The organism is Thermodesulfobacteriota bacterium (genome assembly GCA_031082315.1).
Lineage (GTDB): Bacteria > Desulfobacterota > QYQD01 > QYQD01 > QYQD01 > QYQD01.
The window spans coordinates 1-17,158 of record JAVHLC010000020.1; the positions used below are offsets into that span (position 1 = coordinate 1).

Sequence of the window (17,158 nt, forward strand, 5' to 3'; positions counted from 1 at the left end):
ACCATGCTTAAAAACCGCTTGACAAAAAACACAGTTGCTCAGTCGTCGCTCCTCGGCGCCTTGCGTCTAATATCTTGCCGGTGATCAGAAATATTCCATAACCTACTGATTTTAATCTTGATAGCTAAATTAGACGGCGGATCTGGGTTGATCTTATATCCACGCGCCCATTTCGCCTCTTCCCCGGCCTTTTCCATCGTGGTAAAATGTTATTTAGTCTTCATCCGGAAACCCCGACATCCCGGATGAGCTATCAGTGTTCAGCTTAATGTGTTGTTTGTCTTAGATTTTTGCTGACAGCTGAGTGCTGATAGCTGAAAGCGTGAAGCCGGAAACAGAGTTTCCGGATGAGCACTATTAGACAATTTGATTATGAGTGACAGCAAAAATCCCGGTCTCTATATCCACGTCCCATTTTGCCGGACAAAGTGCCCCTATTGCGATTTTTATTCGGTGACCTCCCTTTCTCTTGTCTCTGAATGGATGTATGGGTTGCACAGAGAGGCCCTTATCTATAAAGACCGCTTTACCGCCTTTGATTCCCTCTATCTGGGAGGCGGCACCCCGACCTTGCTCGCCGGGCATGAACTCGCCACCTTTATGGATGGCCTTTTCCGGCATTTTACCTTCTCACCCGATACAGAGATAACCATAGAGGCCAATCCCGACGACGTCACCCTGGAAAAGCTGACGCTCCTGCGGGATCTGGGAGTAAACCGCATCAGCCTCGGCGCCCAGTCTTTCGATGACCGGGAGCTTCAATACCTGGGCCGGAGACACACTGCCCGGCAGACGGACAAGGCGCTGGAGTGGATCAGGGCCTCCGGCTTTACCAATGCAGGAGTGGACCTGATGTATGGATTTGCCGGCCAGACTGAGGCAGACTGGATGCAGACCATGAAACACGCCCTTGCTTTTGAACCGGAACACCTCTCCTGCTATCAGATGACGCCCGAAGAGGGGACACCCTTTGGCAAAATGCTGGCAGAGGGCCGGATCAAACCCCTGGAAGAAGAGAAAGAAAGGGATTTCTTCCTTCTTACCTCCAGGTTCCTTGAGGAGCACGGATATCTACATTACGAAATCTCTAATTTTGCGAGGAGCGAGGCATTCTTTTCCCGGCACAACCGGAAATACTGGCAGCACGTCCCCTACCTGGGGCTTGGCCCTTCTGCCCATTCATTTCAGGACGGCGTCCGCTGGTGGGATTACAGGTCCATCCGCAAGTATTGCCGGGCGCTCGCAGAAGGAAAGCCACCGGTTGATGGGACCGAGACACTTTCTACGGAACAGCTCAGACTGGAGGCGCTTTACCTGGGCTTCCGAACCAGGGACGGGGTGTCTATGGAAACCCTTCATAATAGCAGCCCCCGAGCAGACCGGATTTTGTCCCGGCTACAAGAATCAGGATTGGTAAGGGTCCTACAAAACCGGGCCTTACCTACCCGTGAAGGATTTGCAGTGGCGGACCGCCTCCCGCTTTTGTTTTCAGAATGAGAATGCTTGCCAATTTCTAATCATCTGTGCAATAATTTTTATAACAAGAAAATAATCCAGGTCGCCCCCATACTGCCTACCGCCACAGGGAAAGGGAGTGGCCATAGGACGTTGGCTGGAGGACAAGATGATAAAAAAGATCTTGATATACCTGGGAATCTTTGTTGTCTTTTTTCCAATATTCGATCATCCGGCGCGAGCGGCCAGTGCCCCGTCGATAAGAGACGATACCCCGGCAGCGATCAAACTCCCGGTACCGCAACGCCCTCACGAAAAGAGTTATTTGGGACTCTCCGGGACAGGGCATTTCAATATCTCACAAATCAAGGCCCCGGTTGTAATTGTTGAAGTCTTCAGTATGTATTGCCCGCACTGTCAAAAAAATGCCCCCGAAGTAAATAAACTATATCGGATTATTGAAGATAATCCATATGTTAAAGACAAGATCAAATTAATTGGCATCGGGGCGGGGAATTCTTCTTACGAAGTCGAAATATTCAGAAAAAAATATGACATATCCTTTCCCCTTTTCGCAGATAGTGATTATTCTGTCCACAAGGCCCTGGGTGAAGTCAGAACTCCTTATTTCATTGGGATCAAAAACAATAAAGACGGCACGTACCGGGTCTTCTATTCTAAACTTGGCGGGGTTGAAAAGGCCGACGAATTCCTGGAGATGATGCTTAAATTATCCGGCTTGCAGTAGGAGGATTAATATGTCCGGTAAAAAAGGGACCTGGTTCATACTCGTAATTGGATTTACCCTATTTTCGTTTATCTCGCCGGCCTACGGGCTCTCAGATGTGTACAGGGAGAATATTTACCAGGTCGGAGACTTAAAGCCGCGGGACAGCGTGCCCAAACTTAAGGTGGGCGACCCTGCCCCTGACTTTACCCTGCCGGCCGTCTCCGGAGGAAAGGTATCACTTAGCCATTACCGGGGGAAAAAGCACGTGGTCATCTCATTCGTTCCTGCGGCCTGGACACCGGTCTGTTCAGACCAATGGCCCGGGTACAACATCGTAAAGGATATTTTTGACCAAAACGATGCCGTAATTATAGGGATTACTGTAGACAATATACCTACGCTCTATGCCTGGACCAGACAGATGGGGGAGCTATGGTTCCCGGTTCTTTCTGATTTCTGGCCCCATGGGGCAGTAGCAAACAGTTATGGTGTGCTGCGTTCTGACGGGGTCTCGGAAAGGGCCTTATTTATAATCGATAAAAAGGGCGCCATTCGCTATATAGACGTACATGATATCAACCAAAGGCCGGACCTCGGGGTCCTCATCCAGGAGCTGGAAAAACTAAACCGTGCCTATCCCCGGTAACCTGCTCACTACTGCTATGGCGGTTATGCCGCATAAAGATGTGGATCGGGCCCTTCAGATGGCCCTGTCTTTAGACGTGCCCTTCTGGCCTCAACTTCCCCGCCTGAGCTACTATGAAGACATGTACGTCCAGGCCTCAGAGCACTTCCCGGGTATCGTGCTTGATCTGGGAAGGCGCACCCTTCGTTTTTCTATGGAAAAATTTGTAAGTGAGTTTGAGGGGGCCATAGCCCATTTCGATGAGCCGGAATATTTCGATATCAGCGATACCTATTCACAGGTCTATAGCCGTTTCCTGGCCCTGGATCTGTCAGATCGTCCGGCCATACGGGGGCAACTCGAAGGCCCGATCAGTTTCGGGTTAAACGTACTGGATCAGGACAACCGCCCTATCCTGTTTAACGACACCATCCGCCCGCTTATGCTTGAGATACTGGCCAAGCGGATAAACGCCCAGTTGAACCGCCTCAAAAAATTAAATGCCAATGCCTTCATGTTTGTGGACGAGCCGGGGCTACAGTTTATATTCAGCGGTATGGCCGGCTATGGAGATGTGGCGGCAAAAAAAGATATGGAGACCTTTTTCTCCATGATGGAAAGACCCCGTGGCGTCCATCTTTGCGGCAACCCGGATTGGGACTTCTTATTAGGTCTGGATATGGACGTGTTGTCTCTGGACACCTACTCCAACGGAGAAGTCTTTGTGTCTTATGCCCGGTCTATCCGTAAGTTCCTGGAACGCGGCGGGGTCATTGTCTGGGGGATGGTACCGACTAATGTCGAACCGTTTGAAAGAGAGGGCCTTGATTCGCTTGAGGCACGCCTCGCTGAATTATGGACTGCCCTCGTTAAGGCCGGTATCGACCGCGAATTTCTTCTGTCCCGAAGTATGCTCTCCCCGGCCACCTGCTGTCTTGTCAACCCGGATGTGGAAAAAACAGTGGAAAAGGCATTTACAACGATCGGCGCGTTATCCCGGCGGCTGAGAGAAAAATACAGGAGGTAGAGAAACGGCTGGGGCAATAAAGGGGATTTTGAAGAGAAAATAGGTTAGATCAGTCGTTTTTCTGTGTATGGCAGGTGAAACACCCACCCGATTTACTGTCATCGCCTGCGATCATCTCGCTGTAATCCCACCTGAGCATGTCTGAATAGGGGCTTCCATGTGGCTTGTGGCAGGACAGACACATGACCAGATCTGTGCCCAATGTTACGTTGGCGCTGGCCTCGGTCCATCCAGCCAGGCTGGGGCGCGCTACGGGAACATTGGGGGCATACGTCCCCACGCCACCGGCAGCATCAAAAGCCGTGGCATACTCACCGGAATTTGGTATGACCGCATCCGAGGGATGTCTCTGCCAGACGCTGCCGCTCTGTTCGATGTGGAAGTTGCCGTGGCAACCGCAACAAAAACCCGTCATGGTGTTGCCCAAGGCAGAAAAATTGGCTGCCGAGTCTTTTGTCCCGGAATAGCCGAGGTATTCGTTGTGATCGTTGGCAGCGGACGTGTATTGCCAGTTGCTGTCTTCAATCCCCGAAACCCCGGAGCCGGCACCACTCATATGGCCGTCAAGGAAGCGATACCAGCCTTCGTCTGCACTGTCGACTATAGGGCCCGTATCGTCTTTGTGATGGTAACCCTTGGGACCGGCGGCATTTCCCATCATGTGGCATTTGGTGCAACCCTGCCTGGTGCCGAACATTGTGTTCGTTCCGTCTAAGTTGTTGTGACAGCATTGCGCCCCGCAGCTGCTTGTTACCGCTCCCGGCGCCACGCTTAAATTGTCATCCGGATTAGCCGCAAAAACGTTATGTCCCTTCGTATCATCACCCTGGGCTACCCAGTAGAAATTGCCTCCGGCCAGGCCCTGGTTACCGGCTCCATAGGTAGGCGCGCCACTGGTATTGTACACAATGGGTGCCCCGGTGACGGCATTGATCCCCGTGGCCTGACCGGCGGCTGAATGGCAGCCCACACAGTCGCCCACGAGAAGAGACGCATAAGGCCCACCGGCGACCACAGCGGTTCCGTTCTGGCTGTTGTGCATGGTATGGCAGTTGACACAGGGACCGGTAATTGCGGCAAGAGAGGTCACCGGAATGGACAGTATCAAGAAAATAACCAGCGTAGCTGACAGGATAGTTATCCCCTGAAGAGGTATTCTTAGAGTAGCCCGCGGTGCTGGATTACTTACCATTTCCCATGTTCCCGTACACTTCTATTCCGAAGTGGAACTAAATTTTCATACCCAACTTTTAATGGCAGAATTTTTTCTTTTGTTCTCGTAGCACATGTAAGTTTCATTGTCTAGTAAAATTGGGCAAAATACACTAGCCAGAGACCAAACTTCCGCACTCTAGCTTATTGTTTTTATCGGCATTTTCGGGCTAACTCTTTAATTTATGAGCTGAAGCCATTTCTTTCTATCCTGTCTTGCCAGACAAAAGCAAAATCTGTGCCGTAACCTGAGGGATAATCTTAAACAAGAAAAATATCCGTTATATCCGATGGTTATATTTTTACCGGGATAGCGAAGGAGCGTCAAGACAATAGAAAAAGAGAACCAAAATACCCACTCAGTGGAAAATCGTTTCCATTTCTAGAAAAATGTTTTCCCCACCTCTTTTTAATCCACAGATTACGCAGATTACACAGACTTTCGTGAGTTATTGGGTTAAATTCTACGCAGCTTGCTGCGGGGTAGTTAATTGTCTGAAGTCCACACAGGGACATCGTTTTGTTGTCATTTAGAAGTGATGGGGATGGAAAAAACAGGAAAGGAGTTGAAAAAAGGCACAAGCTTGCTTTAAGATTAAATTAAAGGCTCAAAAATCTAAGGCGACAGACCTTGGTGTTGGCTTTCGAAAAGGTGGCAACGCCAATGCGAACCGGTACCACCCGACCTTACAGGTATTAAACAGTGTTATCTATATAGATGCAGGAGGAGACGAGATTATGACCACGATCAAGATAAAAGGCATGTCCTGCGATCACTGTGTAAGAGCTGTATCCAAGGTATTGAACAGCATCGAAGGCATTAAGAATGTCAAAGTCGATCTGGCTAAGGGTGAAGCTACTTTTATTGAAGAGAAACCAGTCGACGTAAGCATGATTAAAGAGCAGATAAAAAAAGCGGGGTACGAGGTTGGCTGACCAAGTCATGGTCCATACCAAAGACAAGAGCGGCGACGAAAAGACCACTATTTCTGTGGGCGGAATGACCTGCGCCGCCTGCGTACGGCGTGTAGAATCAGCCTTGAAATCAGCCCATGGCGTCACAGAAGCAAATGTGAACTTGGCCACAGCACGGGCTACCTTAACCCACAGCCCGGAATGGTCCGGAGTAGAAGAACTAAGAAAAATACTCTCTGACACAGGATACGAGTTCTTAGGTGTCCTGGGTGAGATATCTGAAGACCCGGCCGAGGCGGCCCGGAAAAAGGAGATAAAAGAACTCAAGGTAAAATTATACGTGGGCGTGGTTCTCAGCATCCTTATCCATGCGGGTTCCATGCAACATTGGTTCCCTTTCCTTCAATCCATCCCCAGACAGACCATGCTCTTTTCTCTCCTTATCCTTGCCACGCCGGTGATGTTCTGGGTAGGAAGCCGCTTTTATGTGGGCGCCCTCAAGGCCGCCAGACAAAAAACAACGGATATGAATACCCTGGTGGCCGTGGGCACCCTATCCGCCTACCTCTATTCTGCCGTGGCTACATTCTGGCCTGATTTTTTTACGCGTGCCGGTATCGCGCCACATATCTATTTTGACGGCGCAGCCATGATTATTACTCTGGTTATCCTGGGCCGCTTTCTGGAAGCCCGGGCCAAAGGAAAGACTTCTGCCGCTATAAAGAAGCTGATGGGGCTTAAGCCAAAGACGGCCCGTGTTATCCGGGATGACAAGGAGATGGACATCCCTATTGAGGCCCTCGTGAAAGAGGATATTGTCCTGGTGCGGCCGGGAGAAAAGATCGCCACGGACGGCATGGTTATCTCCGGGGCCTCCGGGGTGGACGAATCCATGCTTACCGGAGAAAGCCTGCCTGTGACCAAGCAGGCCGGGAGCGAAGTATTTGCCGGCACGTTGAACAAGAGCGGGAGCTTCACCTTCAAAGCCACTAAAGTAGGCGCGGAGACTGCCCTGGCCCAGATCATCCGATTGGTCGAAGAGGCTCAGGGGTCTAAAGCGCCCATCCAGCGCTTCGCAGATAAGGTGGCCTCTGTCTTTGTCCCGGTGGTATTCACTATAGCCGTGCTCACCTTTATTATCTGGTACTTTCTTGTCCCGGAACCAATCCTTAGCCGCGCTCTCCTGAATTTTGTATCCGTCCTGATCATTGCCTGCCCCTGTGCCATGGGCCTGGCTACACCCACGGCGGTCATGGTCGGAACCGGCTTAGGGGCTGAAAACGGCATCCTGTTCAAGGGCGGCGAAAGCCTGGAAAAGGCGTACAAACTTACAACGATTGTCTTTGACAAGACAGGGACATTGACCAAGGGAGAGCCGGAGGTCACGGATATACTACCGGCAGGGGACCTGCAACCAAAAGACGTTCTCCGGATCGCGGTATCCATTGAGGCCCTCTCCGAACATCCTCTCGCCCAGGCCATCGTGGAAAGAAGTCGGCGGGAAGAGGTGTCCCCCTACCCTGTCCATGACTTCGAGGCCCTCTCCGGTCTCGGGGCTAAAGCCACCTTTAACGGCAAGAAGGTATCCCTTGGGAACCTTCGACTCATGGAGAAAGAGCGAGTAGCGATGCAAGGCCTGGATCAGGACGCCAAAAGGCTCGCCGGCGAGGGAAAGACCTGTGTTTTTGTGGTTGAAGAAAGAACGGCGGCCGGCCTTATTGCCCTTTCCGATGTCCCCAGGGAATCTGCCCGGGATACGGTTTCGGCCCTTAAGCGCATGGGGCTGCATGTGGCCATGATTACCGGAGATAATGAGAAGACCGCCCGCGCCATAGGCCGGGCCGTGGGCATCGATCAGGTTATGGCCGAGATACTGCCTGCCGACAAAGCCAGAGAGATACGGCGTTTGCAGGAGCAAGGCCAGGTAGTAGCCATGGTTGGAGACGGCATCAACGATGCCCCGGCCCTGACTACAGCAGACATCGGGATTGCCATCGGCGCCGGGACGGATGTGGCCATAGAGGCCAGCGACATCACGCTCATCACTGACGACCTGCGGCTGGTGCCCACGGCCATCAAGCTGTCATCCCAGACCATGAAGGTAATCAAACAGAACCTCTTCTGGGCATTTTTCTACAATAGCCTCGGGATCCCCATCGCAGCCGGGATTTTGTATCCCTTCTTTGGAATACTCTTGAATCCTGTGTTTGCGGCTGCGGCCATGGCCATGAGTTCGGTCTCCGTGGTGGGGAACTCTCTGCGCCTGAGGAGATCATGGATGCGTTCCAATTTTGGCCGCAGATGAACGCAGATTATCGGGATGTTAAAGAACCAGATTTTAAAGACCTCCCCGATGACTGGACCTGCCCGGTCTGCGGGGCTACAAAGGACCAATTTAAAAAGCAGTAGGATAGATGTTAACCGTAGGTAGCGCTGTGGATACTACAAAACAAAAAGGCAGAGATCTCAAGCGTCGGCTTATGGAACTCCTCGCCTCTACCGATCTTAACCCGGCGCTTGATGAGCTTTGCCGCTTACCGGCCCGCCAGGTAATAAACCCTCTCTTTTCCTTCCTGTCCGCCACTGACCCGGTCGTAAGATGGCGCGCCGTTACGGCTATGGGGGTGGTTGTCGCCCGCCTGGCCGCAAAGGACATGGAAGGAGCCCGCGTCATAATGCGGCGTTTAATGTGGAGTTTGAATGACGAATCCGGGGGTATCGGCTGGGGCGCTCCTGAGGCCATGGCCGAGATCATGGCCCGCCACGACGGTCTGGCCAGAGAATATGCCCATATCCTGGTATCCTATGTCAGGCTGGACGGAAATTTCCTGGAGCATGAATTACTGCAACGCGGCGCCGTATGGGCATTGGGAAGGCTGGCCCAGGCGAGACCGGACTTAATACAGAATTGTATCCCCCACCTCCTGCCTTATCTGGAATCCAAAGATGACACGGTCAGGGGACTGGCCGTATGGACTATGGGTCTGCTTCGAGCGGAAACGGCTCGTTCGCTGCTCGAAAGTCTTCTGGCAGATAATGCCGAAATCGCTCTTTACCTGGATAATGAGCTGACCGTCCGCCGGGTAAGCGACCTGGCCGGGCAGGCCTTGTCAGCTCTTGGCGCGCAGTGTTAATCAGCTTGCCCTCAATGACTCCACAATACTCATCCTCGCTGCCCTGACTGCTGGAAGAACACCGCCTACAAGGCCCATTATCAGCGCAAAGGTCATAGCCTTATAAATGATCCCGAAGGTTAGCGAAAATGAAAAGGCAAGCTCAGAAAAAGTCTGGAAGTTCATGGTAGAAATGGTGAAAAGCTGTAAAAAAGAGGCGAAAAACAGTCCGATAAAACCCCCGATAAATCCGAGGAGCAGTGATTCCATGACAAAGGTTACCAGAATACTCCGTCTCTGGAAACCGAGTGCGCGCATGGTGCCGATTTCATCGGTTCTGTTGGCAACCGCGGCATACATGGTAATCATCGCGCCGATAATGGCGCCAAGAGAAAATATCAGCGTCAGAGTAATGCCGAGGATACGGAGAAATTTTGCCATCATCTCCGACTGTTTTTCATAGTAACGTGTCTCACGCAAGGCCTCGAGCGTGAGCCGGGGGTCGCTTTCGATGCGTGTTTTGAATTTTTCAAATTCCGAAGAATCACGCAGCCTGAACAGGATCGAAGAATAGACAGGACGCCGGAAGGCCTGCATGAGTTGATCCACATCTCCCCATATCTCTGAGGCGTAGCCGGTATTCCCGGCGTCAAATATTCCCACAACACTCCAGTCCCTCATGCCGAAGCGGAGTGTCTCTCCGATGCCTCCTCCCTTAAACCTTTTCGCTACACTCTGTCCGGCGATTATCTCTGAAGAGCCCGGATTCGGCATGCGCCCTTCTGCCAATCTTACCTGTGGCCGGAGAAGCATTGAACTCTCGGAAATTCCCCTTATGACGACATTGGCCGGATTATCACTTCCGCGTTTAGGGAGAACGATAAGGACAACCAATTCCTTTACCAGCAGACGTTTGCCGTCCGCGCCTATCGCCACCTCCGGCTGCGTTTCTATTATAGAAGCCTGCGGACGCTCCACCCCGCTCTGCACCTCCGATCCCGCCGCCTTGCGGATTATCACCGCGTTGTCATATGAACCGGTATCCACCAGGGTCTTTTGCAGCCCCTCGGCAAGCATGAGAATCGCTGAGAATACAAAAACAACAAGGGCCATGCCCGCTATGGTAAGAACGGTGGTAAGGCGGCGTGTCCGGAGATTACGGAAACTGTATGAAAAGGGTATTTTCACCTACCCTATCCTCCTCAGTCCGTCAGCTATGCGGATATTGACGGCACGCCAGGCCGGAAAGATTGCCGCGACTGACGCCACCAGGAAAGCCGCTAAGATATCCATATAAATGGTTTCCGTGGCAACATTGAATACAGGGAAGAATGTGCTCAATTTCTTGCTGAAAATTTCTGCCGCCGGGAAAGTGAGTATAATACCTATGGCAGCCCCTATCGTTGTGACAAACATGGATTCACCGAATATCAAGGCTGAAATGTAGAAACTACCGAAGCCGAGCGTCTTGAAGACGGCGTATTCACCGATTCTCTCCCGGGCGGTCATTGCCATAGTGTTGGCGACAACCGCCATAATAATGATGATTATCACGAAGGAGACCAACTGAATGGCGACGACTATCGCCTCGGACATCGAGATAAAGCCGAGCTGGAATGATTTTTCTGTTTCAGTCAATGTCTCCGCAATGGAGTTCTTGAATGTTTTATCGATTTCCGCAGCCACATCGGCAGCCAGGTTCGGGTCGGTTACCCCGATCATGTAGAAACCTACCTGATCCGCCCGGCCGGGGGCCTTTTGCTTCAACGTTTCGTTGAGATAGTCCCAGTGGAAGAAAAAAGCGGTCTCATCCACTGTCTCGTCTCTCCCCTTGTAGATACTTCGTAAAACAAAATCCCAGTTGCCGGGGAAGATAGTCCCTTTAAGGGTTATCATATCGCCGACCTTCCAGCCATATTTAGCGGCCAGCTTGTATCCGGCAACGGCTGATTTCCTGTCACGGAAAAAAGCGGCCCTCTGTCCCTCAGGAATAACAAATTCAGGATACAGTTGAAGATATGTCTGGGGTTCTACGGCATAATTTGCAAAGAAGTTTTTTTCGTCTATGTAGATACCGCCGAACCAGTTGCCGAAAGAGACCACCTTCACGCCTTCGATCTGGCGAATCTTCTCCTTGTACGAAACAGGAAGAGGAAAAATAAGCGATACAGAATTTCTCGTCACAAGGCGGCTGGCAGAAGAGGCCTCAACACCCGCGTACCAGGCGCTTATCACGGTACGCAAGAGACCGAACGCGAGAATGGCAATAGTGACGCCGAGGACGGTCAGAAAGGTGCGGAGTTTATGCCGGAATGCATTTTTAAAAATCAGCTTGAGGATGCGCATTCAAAACGCCTTTATCCAGGTGCTGGATAACATGGGCCTTCTTGGCTGCCCTGGGGTCATGGGTGACCATGATAATGGTCTTGCCGAGTTCATGAACGAGACGTTCCATCAATTCAAGTATCTCTTCTGCTGAAACGCGGTCCAGGTCGCCGGTCGGCTCATCTGCGACCAGAATCATCGGATCGGTGACGACAGCACGTGCGATGGCAACACGCTGTTGCTGTCCGCCTGAGAGCTGCCCCGGATAGTGGTCCATCCTGTCCGAAAGATTCACCACTCGCAGGGCCATATCAACATGTGCTCTCCGATCCTTTCTCGAAAGTCCGGTCAGGAGCAGAGGCAGTTCAACATTCTCAAAAGCGGTAAGAACAGGGATCAGGTTGTAAAACTGGAATATAAAGCCGACGCTTGAAGCGCGCCAGCGGGCAAGTTCGGTTTCGGAAAGGGCAGTAATGTCGATACCGCCTACCGTTATCGTTCCGCTGTCCGGCCGGTCTATCCCGGCTATCAGATTCAACAGGGTCGTCTTTCCGGATCCTGACGGCCCCATCAGGGCCATGAATTCTCCCCGGCTGATATCCAGAGATATCTCATTTAAAACGGAGATAATCTGGTTGCCGCGGCGATATGACTTGGAAAGCTTCCTTATTTCTACAATCGGAGATCTGTCGTCCATTACTTTTCCGCGATTTTTATCCTCGAGCCGTTTTTAACCTTATCCAGCGGTCTCAGCACAACCCTGTCCCCCGCCTTCACGCCGCCCAGAACCTCCACCATATCACCGAGCTTTTCACCCAATGTCACCGGCATCTCAATCGCCCGGTTCTCTTTGATAAGAAAAACCGAGGCCTTGCCTTTCCGGTCTATTACGGCAGCGGGATTAAGAGCGGTACGCGGCTTTTGTTCATCGTCTCTTATCTCCCGTGAAAGAAATGCCGCCTTGGCGCTCATCTCGGGCAATATCCTGCTGTCTTTATCAACAAAACGGACTTTCACCAATATCGTCGCTTTCGTGCGATCAGCCGTGGGTACTATCATATGAACGACCCCGCGAAATCGTGAATCAGGCAGGGCATCAAGCTGTATTTCGCACGGCTGCCCCGTCGTTACCATCTGAAGGTTCGATTCCGATACATCGACTTCCACCAGGAGCGACTCCATATCGGCAATGGTTACTACAGCCGCCTTGGCATCGGCAGCAGCGCCTATGGGAGTGATGATATCTCCGATATCCGCATTTTTTGTCAAAACCACCGCATCAAACGGGGCACGTATAAAAGTATATTCGACCGCGACATTTGCGCTCTGAAGGGCCGCCTTACCTGCCTTGACCGCTGCCTCAGCTCCTGCAACCGCAGCGGCTGCCTTTCTGTACCGTGCATCCGAAGCGTCATAGTCGGCCTTTGAAACAAACCCCTGCTCTATCAGATTCTTGTATCGTTCGAAAGAGACCGTGGCGTCATTCAGTTCCGCCTTTGCCTGTTCAAGGTTATATCGTACCGCATTCAGATTTGCTTCCGCCTGGCTGCGCGCCGCGATAACGTCATCGTTTTCAAGACGGGCGATAATCTCTCCCTTTTTTACTCTGTTGCCTTCTTCTACTGTCAGCGATACGAGACGTCCGGTTACCTTTGAAGCAACGGCAGCCTTCCGCTGGGCTACAACATACCCGCTGGCATTGAGAAGGGTAAATGTCTGTGACGGATATATCTGTGTTACATTTGCCGGCTCTACCTCAACAGCGGGCGTAAAAACCCCTTTTGCAAAAAGGATCAGTGCAAGCGCAAGGACAATTCCCCCGGCTATCCAATAGAACACCTTACGCTTCTTCTGCGGCCTATAGACTTCGGCAGTCTTGTCTATCTTTAATTTAGACAGGTCTTCATTTGCCATCAATACACGCTCCTTACGCAGATTATTGACTCCGAATATCATGATTAATATTGCAGCATTATAACATTATTAAAAACTGTGAACTATGACTATTTTGGGCAACAGTCCGTGAAAATCTGAACCCTATAATGCGCTCAAATTGATCTCCGTCGACAATCTTCGCTTCTTGACCGGTAATAATTGGTTTACTTGAGGTTCGTATGGGTTATATATATGTATCTAAACCATGCCTATTCGGAGGAAAGGGGGTGCCGTCGGTTCATGCGCTTATATGTCGACGCGGATGCCTGTCCCAGAGCCATTAAGGAAATACTCTACCGGGCGGTTGTCAGGGTCAAGGTCCCGCTGATTATGGTTTCCAATCTGAATCTGCAGGTTCCGGCCGCTTCCAATATCAGCGGCATCAACGTGCCCGGCGGCCCGGATGCGGCAGATGATAAGATTGCCGAGCTGGTGGAAGCGGGCGATCTCGTGGTGACCGCCGATATTCCGCTGGCCGACCGGGTGGTCAGCAAGGGCGCCGTGGCCCTGGATCCGAGAGGCGACTTTTATACCGAGGAAACGATCAAACACCGCCTTGCGGTGCGGAATCTCATGGATCAGTTGCGCAGCCAAGGCGCCAACACGGGTGGCCCCGCCACGTTTAACCTCAAAGACCGGCAGGCTTTCGCCAATCAATTGGATAAATTTTTTGCAAAAGGACGCGCAAATGGGGATGGCCTTTAATTTTCCAGTTTACGAAAGATCACTGAAGAAGATATTGCATTTGCAGTAAAAAAGCCTAATCATAGACCAAGAAAGTGCCTCAACTACCGGTCTCCACATGAAGTGTTCTGGCAGACATCAAATGGTGCACTTACAATTTGAAGTCACGATAAAACAAGAAACGCATATTTACATGACCGTTATTCCCCCGAGCGCGAATCAGCGCGCGAGGGAACAATTTTATTCCGCGAGAGCATAGCTCAGATGGTTCGGCGCCTTACCGGCTCAATTCATAACCACAAACGCATCTAATCAGGTCTCTATTATTCTCAAGTCCGCATTCCGGGCATTTCCAAAAACGTCTTCCATCCTTGATAATCGTATTCCATTCCCATCCACATTCAGGACAGTAGATATCGTCATCATTCTGATGGAACCCAAAAAACACAAGCTTGCCACAGTGGGGGCATTCTCTTTGCTCCACCAGCTGCTTCTTCAACTGATAGCCTTCGCCTGAAACACACGCTTGGTCAAACAACAAAAGAGCCTGTTCCGAAAGATAGGATTTGGCAGAATCAAACGGTATGTGGCGGAATACGCAAACCGAATACATTGCGGCAGCTATGTCCTGAGGAGATAGGTAGCCTACTTGATATGTGTATGTAACCTTGCGGTCACGTCTCTCTATCGTCCATGTGATAGGATAGTACCCGTTCATTGTGAGTTTTCCGAGCCCCAAATAGGTTGTGGCCAAATCCGTCAGTTGTTCATTCTCTTCTTCGTCCGGATAGCTGATGCCTTTGAGTGCAAGGAAATGATGAGTGAGTTCATGTGCCAGTATCGCGCCCATTATCAGCGGCGAATGCTTATTTGTAATGGCTATCTCGATCCTGCTGTGATGCGGCCCGCCATAGCGGATGAGGCCAGGCGGTTCCTGGTTCGAAGACCAATCATACTCTTCAGTCACCAAAGGATTTTTGGGACCTTTCCATTGTTCAATAATCGGGGCTGTTTTTGATTCGATGTGTTCGGCCAGGAGTTTGATTGCCTGATTGAGAGCTTCGGTAGTACCTTGTCCAATAAATCCGTAAAATCCTGGTGTTGGATCGAAGAAAAATGAATTTCCCGCATTGAGCTTGAAACAACCCAGTCTCGCACTCAAAAAGGACATATGTTTCTCTATCCAATGGAAAGAAACCACGATCACATCCTTAGCGTTTAACGCTTTCAGAAATTTGCATCGATATCCTCTTGGCTAATAGCCTGCCCATCTATTTTTGTCGCTGTAATGTGCTCAACATCTATTCTCCACGGAAATGACAGATTTCTTGACAGTTCACTTTGTGGGCACAAGAATCATCTCGAAAAGTGGTTTTTCGACAGTCTCGTTAGGGGGTAATATTTAATGTTCCCATAAACTTGTCTCTAGTTTCTTTATCCGTGTAGTTTTTATAACGATTTGATTTTACGAGTTCTTTAAAACACTCTATTGTGACATATTCCAGCTTATCAAGATTTGCTAACTTATCTTTCTCATCATCTTTGTCTTCGTTGAGATCTGGCCCGATTATATTACCGTGAATAATCCTAGACCTTATTTCGTAAAGATCTTCAATATCTTTTTTTGTACAGCGAGGATTATTTGATAATAATGATGACACTCTAGTTGTGATAGCCGCGGTTGCTCCTCCTGGCTTGTCTTTTGAGAATAGAGATTCTATTGAGGACATCAAAAGGATGTAAGCATCCATCCATTTTGTTGAGTGGAAAGCCCTATATAAAAAATATAGTGCATTATGGGTTCTCCCCGATATTCTATCCATATCGATAAGACTTTGAAATCCTTTATCAACAGTCTCAATCTCTGATAAACTGTATGGTCTAATGGTTCTTGGGAAAGAAAAGTTATAGGTAATGGTCTTATTAGGAGAGCGGGACGGGGACGTTGTTGAAATTTATCACTTTTAAAATGTAATTCACTGTTTTCAACAACGTCCCGTTCACCTCGTTCACCTCTTCGCCCATGACCGTCCTCCTTATTCCCTTACTGAGTGGCGCAGCCAATGAACTTGCCCGTAAGGCCGCCGACGTTCTCCGCGTCCACTCAAGCGACTTGTTCGCATTTCCTCATTCTTCAGCAAAATAATCCGCATCAACCCGCTTAAGCTCGTAAATTGCTTCTGTGGAGACTCCGACATTAAAATCGATCATGAGTTGGGCAAGGTGCTGCCCGTCAATAAGAATTATTTTGCTATCAATGGTTGATACATATTCTTCACAACTGCGGGAAAAGTCCGATGTCGTGATAAAAATGCCTTTCTTCGCTCTCTTGCCCTGTAAAGCCCCTGCAAATTTTTGAATTTCGGGACGAGAAACAGTGTTTTCCCATTTTTTGGCTTGGATGTAGATGATGTCTAGGCCAAGGCGATCTTCTTTGATAATGCCGTCAATGCCTTCATCTCCGCTTTTTCCGATGGCTTCGCCAGCGTCTTTACGCGAACCGCCATAACCCATTTTCACCAACACTTCTACAACCACTTTCTCAAAGAAAAAGGGAGATGAGTCCTTGAGTTGGAAAAGAATTTCACTTATAAGATTTTCCTTAAGATTTTCATATGCTACTTCAATTTGTTCTTCAGGTGTTATGCTGGAATCCGGCGCATCAGTTGATGTTGATTCAATTTTTTTCTTTTTCAATTTGCTCTGCTCAGCTTTTCGCCGTTCAGCGAATTCAGGGAATTGCATTAAAAAGCTGATGTCAATTTTTTGAGGCGGCTTTTGTAAAACATCATGGCCCCTACCAGTAATGCGAAACACGCCCCGTTGAGTGTTTTCGATAAATTTTGCCATTTTCATATATGCACGCGCCCATGCTACACGATTGTGGAATACTGTTTGCCGACCACTTGGCAAAAGTTGTTTCTGTTCCTCTTCTGAAAGATGAAATACTTCCGATAGATGATCTATTGCCTCCCGGTTTGTATGCTCTTTTGAATCTGCACAGAATTGAAGGAGGGGAAGCATGATAGATTGAAAATCTGGTATTGCCATTTGTTATTCCTTATTCATGCTAACATTATATATTATATCGACTCAGCTTTGTCCGGTTAGGTTTTTGCATGTAAGTATTCCCATTG

The 17,158-nt window shown here is 49.9% G+C and carries 17 protein-coding genes; 9 read left to right on the forward strand and 8 right to left on the reverse strand.

The features are described 5' to 3' along the window. Positions 1-372 precede the first annotated feature (372 nt). The 4 genes from hemW (at position 373) to RDU59_12355 (ending at position 3,837) form a co-directional block, all read left to right on the forward strand. The gene (hemW, locus tag RDU59_12340) at positions 373-1,497 is read left to right on the forward strand and encodes a radical SAM family heme chaperone HemW (GenBank protein ID MDQ7839268.1); all 1,125 of its coding nucleotides are present in this window, start codon (positions 373-375) and stop codon (positions 1,495-1,497) included. A gap of 127 nt (positions 1,498-1,624) precedes the next feature. Then, positions 1,625-2,203, forward strand: a complete 579-nt coding sequence (locus RDU59_12345; GenBank protein ID MDQ7839269.1) for a TlpA disulfide reductase family protein — start codon at positions 1,625-1,627, stop codon at positions 2,201-2,203. A 10-nt stretch (positions 2,204-2,213) separates the two neighbouring features. Continuing rightward, positions 2,214-2,831: a peroxiredoxin gene (locus RDU59_12350; protein MDQ7839270.1), complete on the forward strand. Its 618-nt coding sequence runs from the start codon at positions 2,214-2,216 to the stop codon at positions 2,829-2,831. Then, positions 2,815-3,837 carry a hypothetical protein gene (locus tag RDU59_12355; GenBank protein MDQ7839271.1) on the forward strand — a complete coding sequence of 341 codons (1,023 nt, stop codon included), beginning with the start codon at positions 2,815-2,817 and terminating at the stop codon, positions 3,835-3,837. Before RDU59_12350 ends, RDU59_12355 begins: the two co-directional genes overlap by 17 nt. Positions 3,838-3,886: 49 nt before the next feature. On the opposite strand, the gene RDU59_12360 is transcribed toward RDU59_12355, so the two are convergent. Continuing rightward, positions 3,887-5,029 carry a cytochrome c3 family protein gene (locus tag RDU59_12360; GenBank protein ID MDQ7839272.1) on the reverse strand — a complete coding sequence of 381 codons (1,143 nt, stop codon included), beginning with the start codon at positions 5,027-5,029 and terminating at the stop codon, positions 3,887-3,889. Positions 5,030-5,787: 758 nt separating this feature from the next. Here RDU59_12360 and RDU59_12365 point away from each other — a divergent pair. From RDU59_12365 to RDU59_12380, 4 genes are all read left to right on the forward strand, one after another. Next, the gene (locus RDU59_12365) at positions 5,788-5,985 is read left to right on the forward strand and encodes a cation transporter (protein ID MDQ7839273.1); all 198 of its coding nucleotides are present in this window, start codon (positions 5,788-5,790) and stop codon (positions 5,983-5,985) included. A 64-nt stretch (positions 5,986-6,049) separates the two neighbouring features. Next, positions 6,050-8,269: a heavy metal translocating P-type ATPase gene (locus RDU59_12370; protein ID MDQ7839274.1), complete on the forward strand. Its 2,220-nt coding sequence runs from the start codon at positions 6,050-6,052 to the stop codon at positions 8,267-8,269. Next, positions 8,266-8,373, forward strand: a complete 108-nt coding sequence (locus RDU59_12375) for a rubredoxin (GenBank protein MDQ7839275.1) — start codon at positions 8,266-8,268, stop codon at positions 8,371-8,373. Before RDU59_12370 ends, RDU59_12375 begins: the two co-directional genes overlap by 4 nt. 5 nt (positions 8,374-8,378) lie before the next feature. After that, positions 8,379-9,098, forward strand: coding sequence for a HEAT repeat domain-containing protein (locus RDU59_12380; protein MDQ7839276.1), 720 nt, complete (start codon positions 8,379-8,381; stop codon positions 9,096-9,098). On the opposite strand, the gene RDU59_12385 is transcribed toward RDU59_12380, so the two are convergent. From RDU59_12385 to RDU59_12400, 4 genes are read right to left on the reverse strand one after another with little or no spacing between them, the layout of a single operon-like run. After that, positions 9,099-10,265 (reverse strand): ABC transporter permease, encoded by a 1,167-nt coding sequence (locus tag RDU59_12385; protein ID MDQ7839277.1) that lies wholly within the window; start codon positions 10,263-10,265, stop codon positions 9,099-9,101. Then, positions 10,266-11,423, reverse strand: coding sequence for an ABC transporter permease (locus RDU59_12390; protein MDQ7839278.1), 1,158 nt, complete (start codon positions 11,421-11,423; stop codon positions 10,266-10,268). Further along, positions 11,398-12,099, reverse strand: coding sequence for an ABC transporter ATP-binding protein (locus tag RDU59_12395; protein ID MDQ7839279.1), 702 nt, complete (start codon positions 12,097-12,099; stop codon positions 11,398-11,400). The genes RDU59_12390 and RDU59_12395 overlap by 26 nt, the downstream gene beginning before the upstream one ends. Beyond that, positions 12,099-13,316, reverse strand: coding sequence for an efflux RND transporter periplasmic adaptor subunit (locus RDU59_12400; GenBank protein MDQ7839280.1), 1,218 nt, complete (start codon positions 13,314-13,316; stop codon positions 12,099-12,101). Before RDU59_12400 ends, RDU59_12395 begins: the two co-directional genes overlap by 1 nt. A 261-nt stretch (positions 13,317-13,577) precedes the next feature. Between RDU59_12400 and RDU59_12405 the strand changes: the two genes are divergently transcribed. After that, the gene (locus tag RDU59_12405; GenBank protein ID MDQ7839281.1) at positions 13,578-14,042 is read left to right on the forward strand and encodes a YaiI/YqxD family protein; all 465 of its coding nucleotides are present in this window, start codon (positions 13,578-13,580) and stop codon (positions 14,040-14,042) included. Positions 14,043-14,298: 256 nt separating this feature from the next. On the opposite strand, the gene RDU59_12410 is transcribed toward RDU59_12405, so the two are convergent. From RDU59_12410 to RDU59_12420, 3 genes are all read right to left on the reverse strand, one after another. Further along, positions 14,299-15,222 carry a hypothetical protein gene (locus tag RDU59_12410; GenBank protein MDQ7839282.1) on the reverse strand — a complete coding sequence of 308 codons (924 nt, stop codon included), beginning with the start codon at positions 15,220-15,222 and terminating at the stop codon, positions 14,299-14,301. A 187-nt stretch (positions 15,223-15,409) separates the two neighbouring features. After that, positions 15,410-15,844 (reverse strand): HEPN domain-containing protein, encoded by a 435-nt coding sequence (locus tag RDU59_12415; GenBank protein MDQ7839283.1) that lies wholly within the window; start codon positions 15,842-15,844, stop codon positions 15,410-15,412. Between the two features lie 304 nt (positions 15,845-16,148). After that, entirely contained in the window at positions 16,149-17,072 is a 924-nt protein-coding gene (locus tag RDU59_12420; protein ID MDQ7839284.1) for a restriction endonuclease, read from the reverse strand. Positions 17,073-17,158 lie beyond the last annotated feature (86 nt).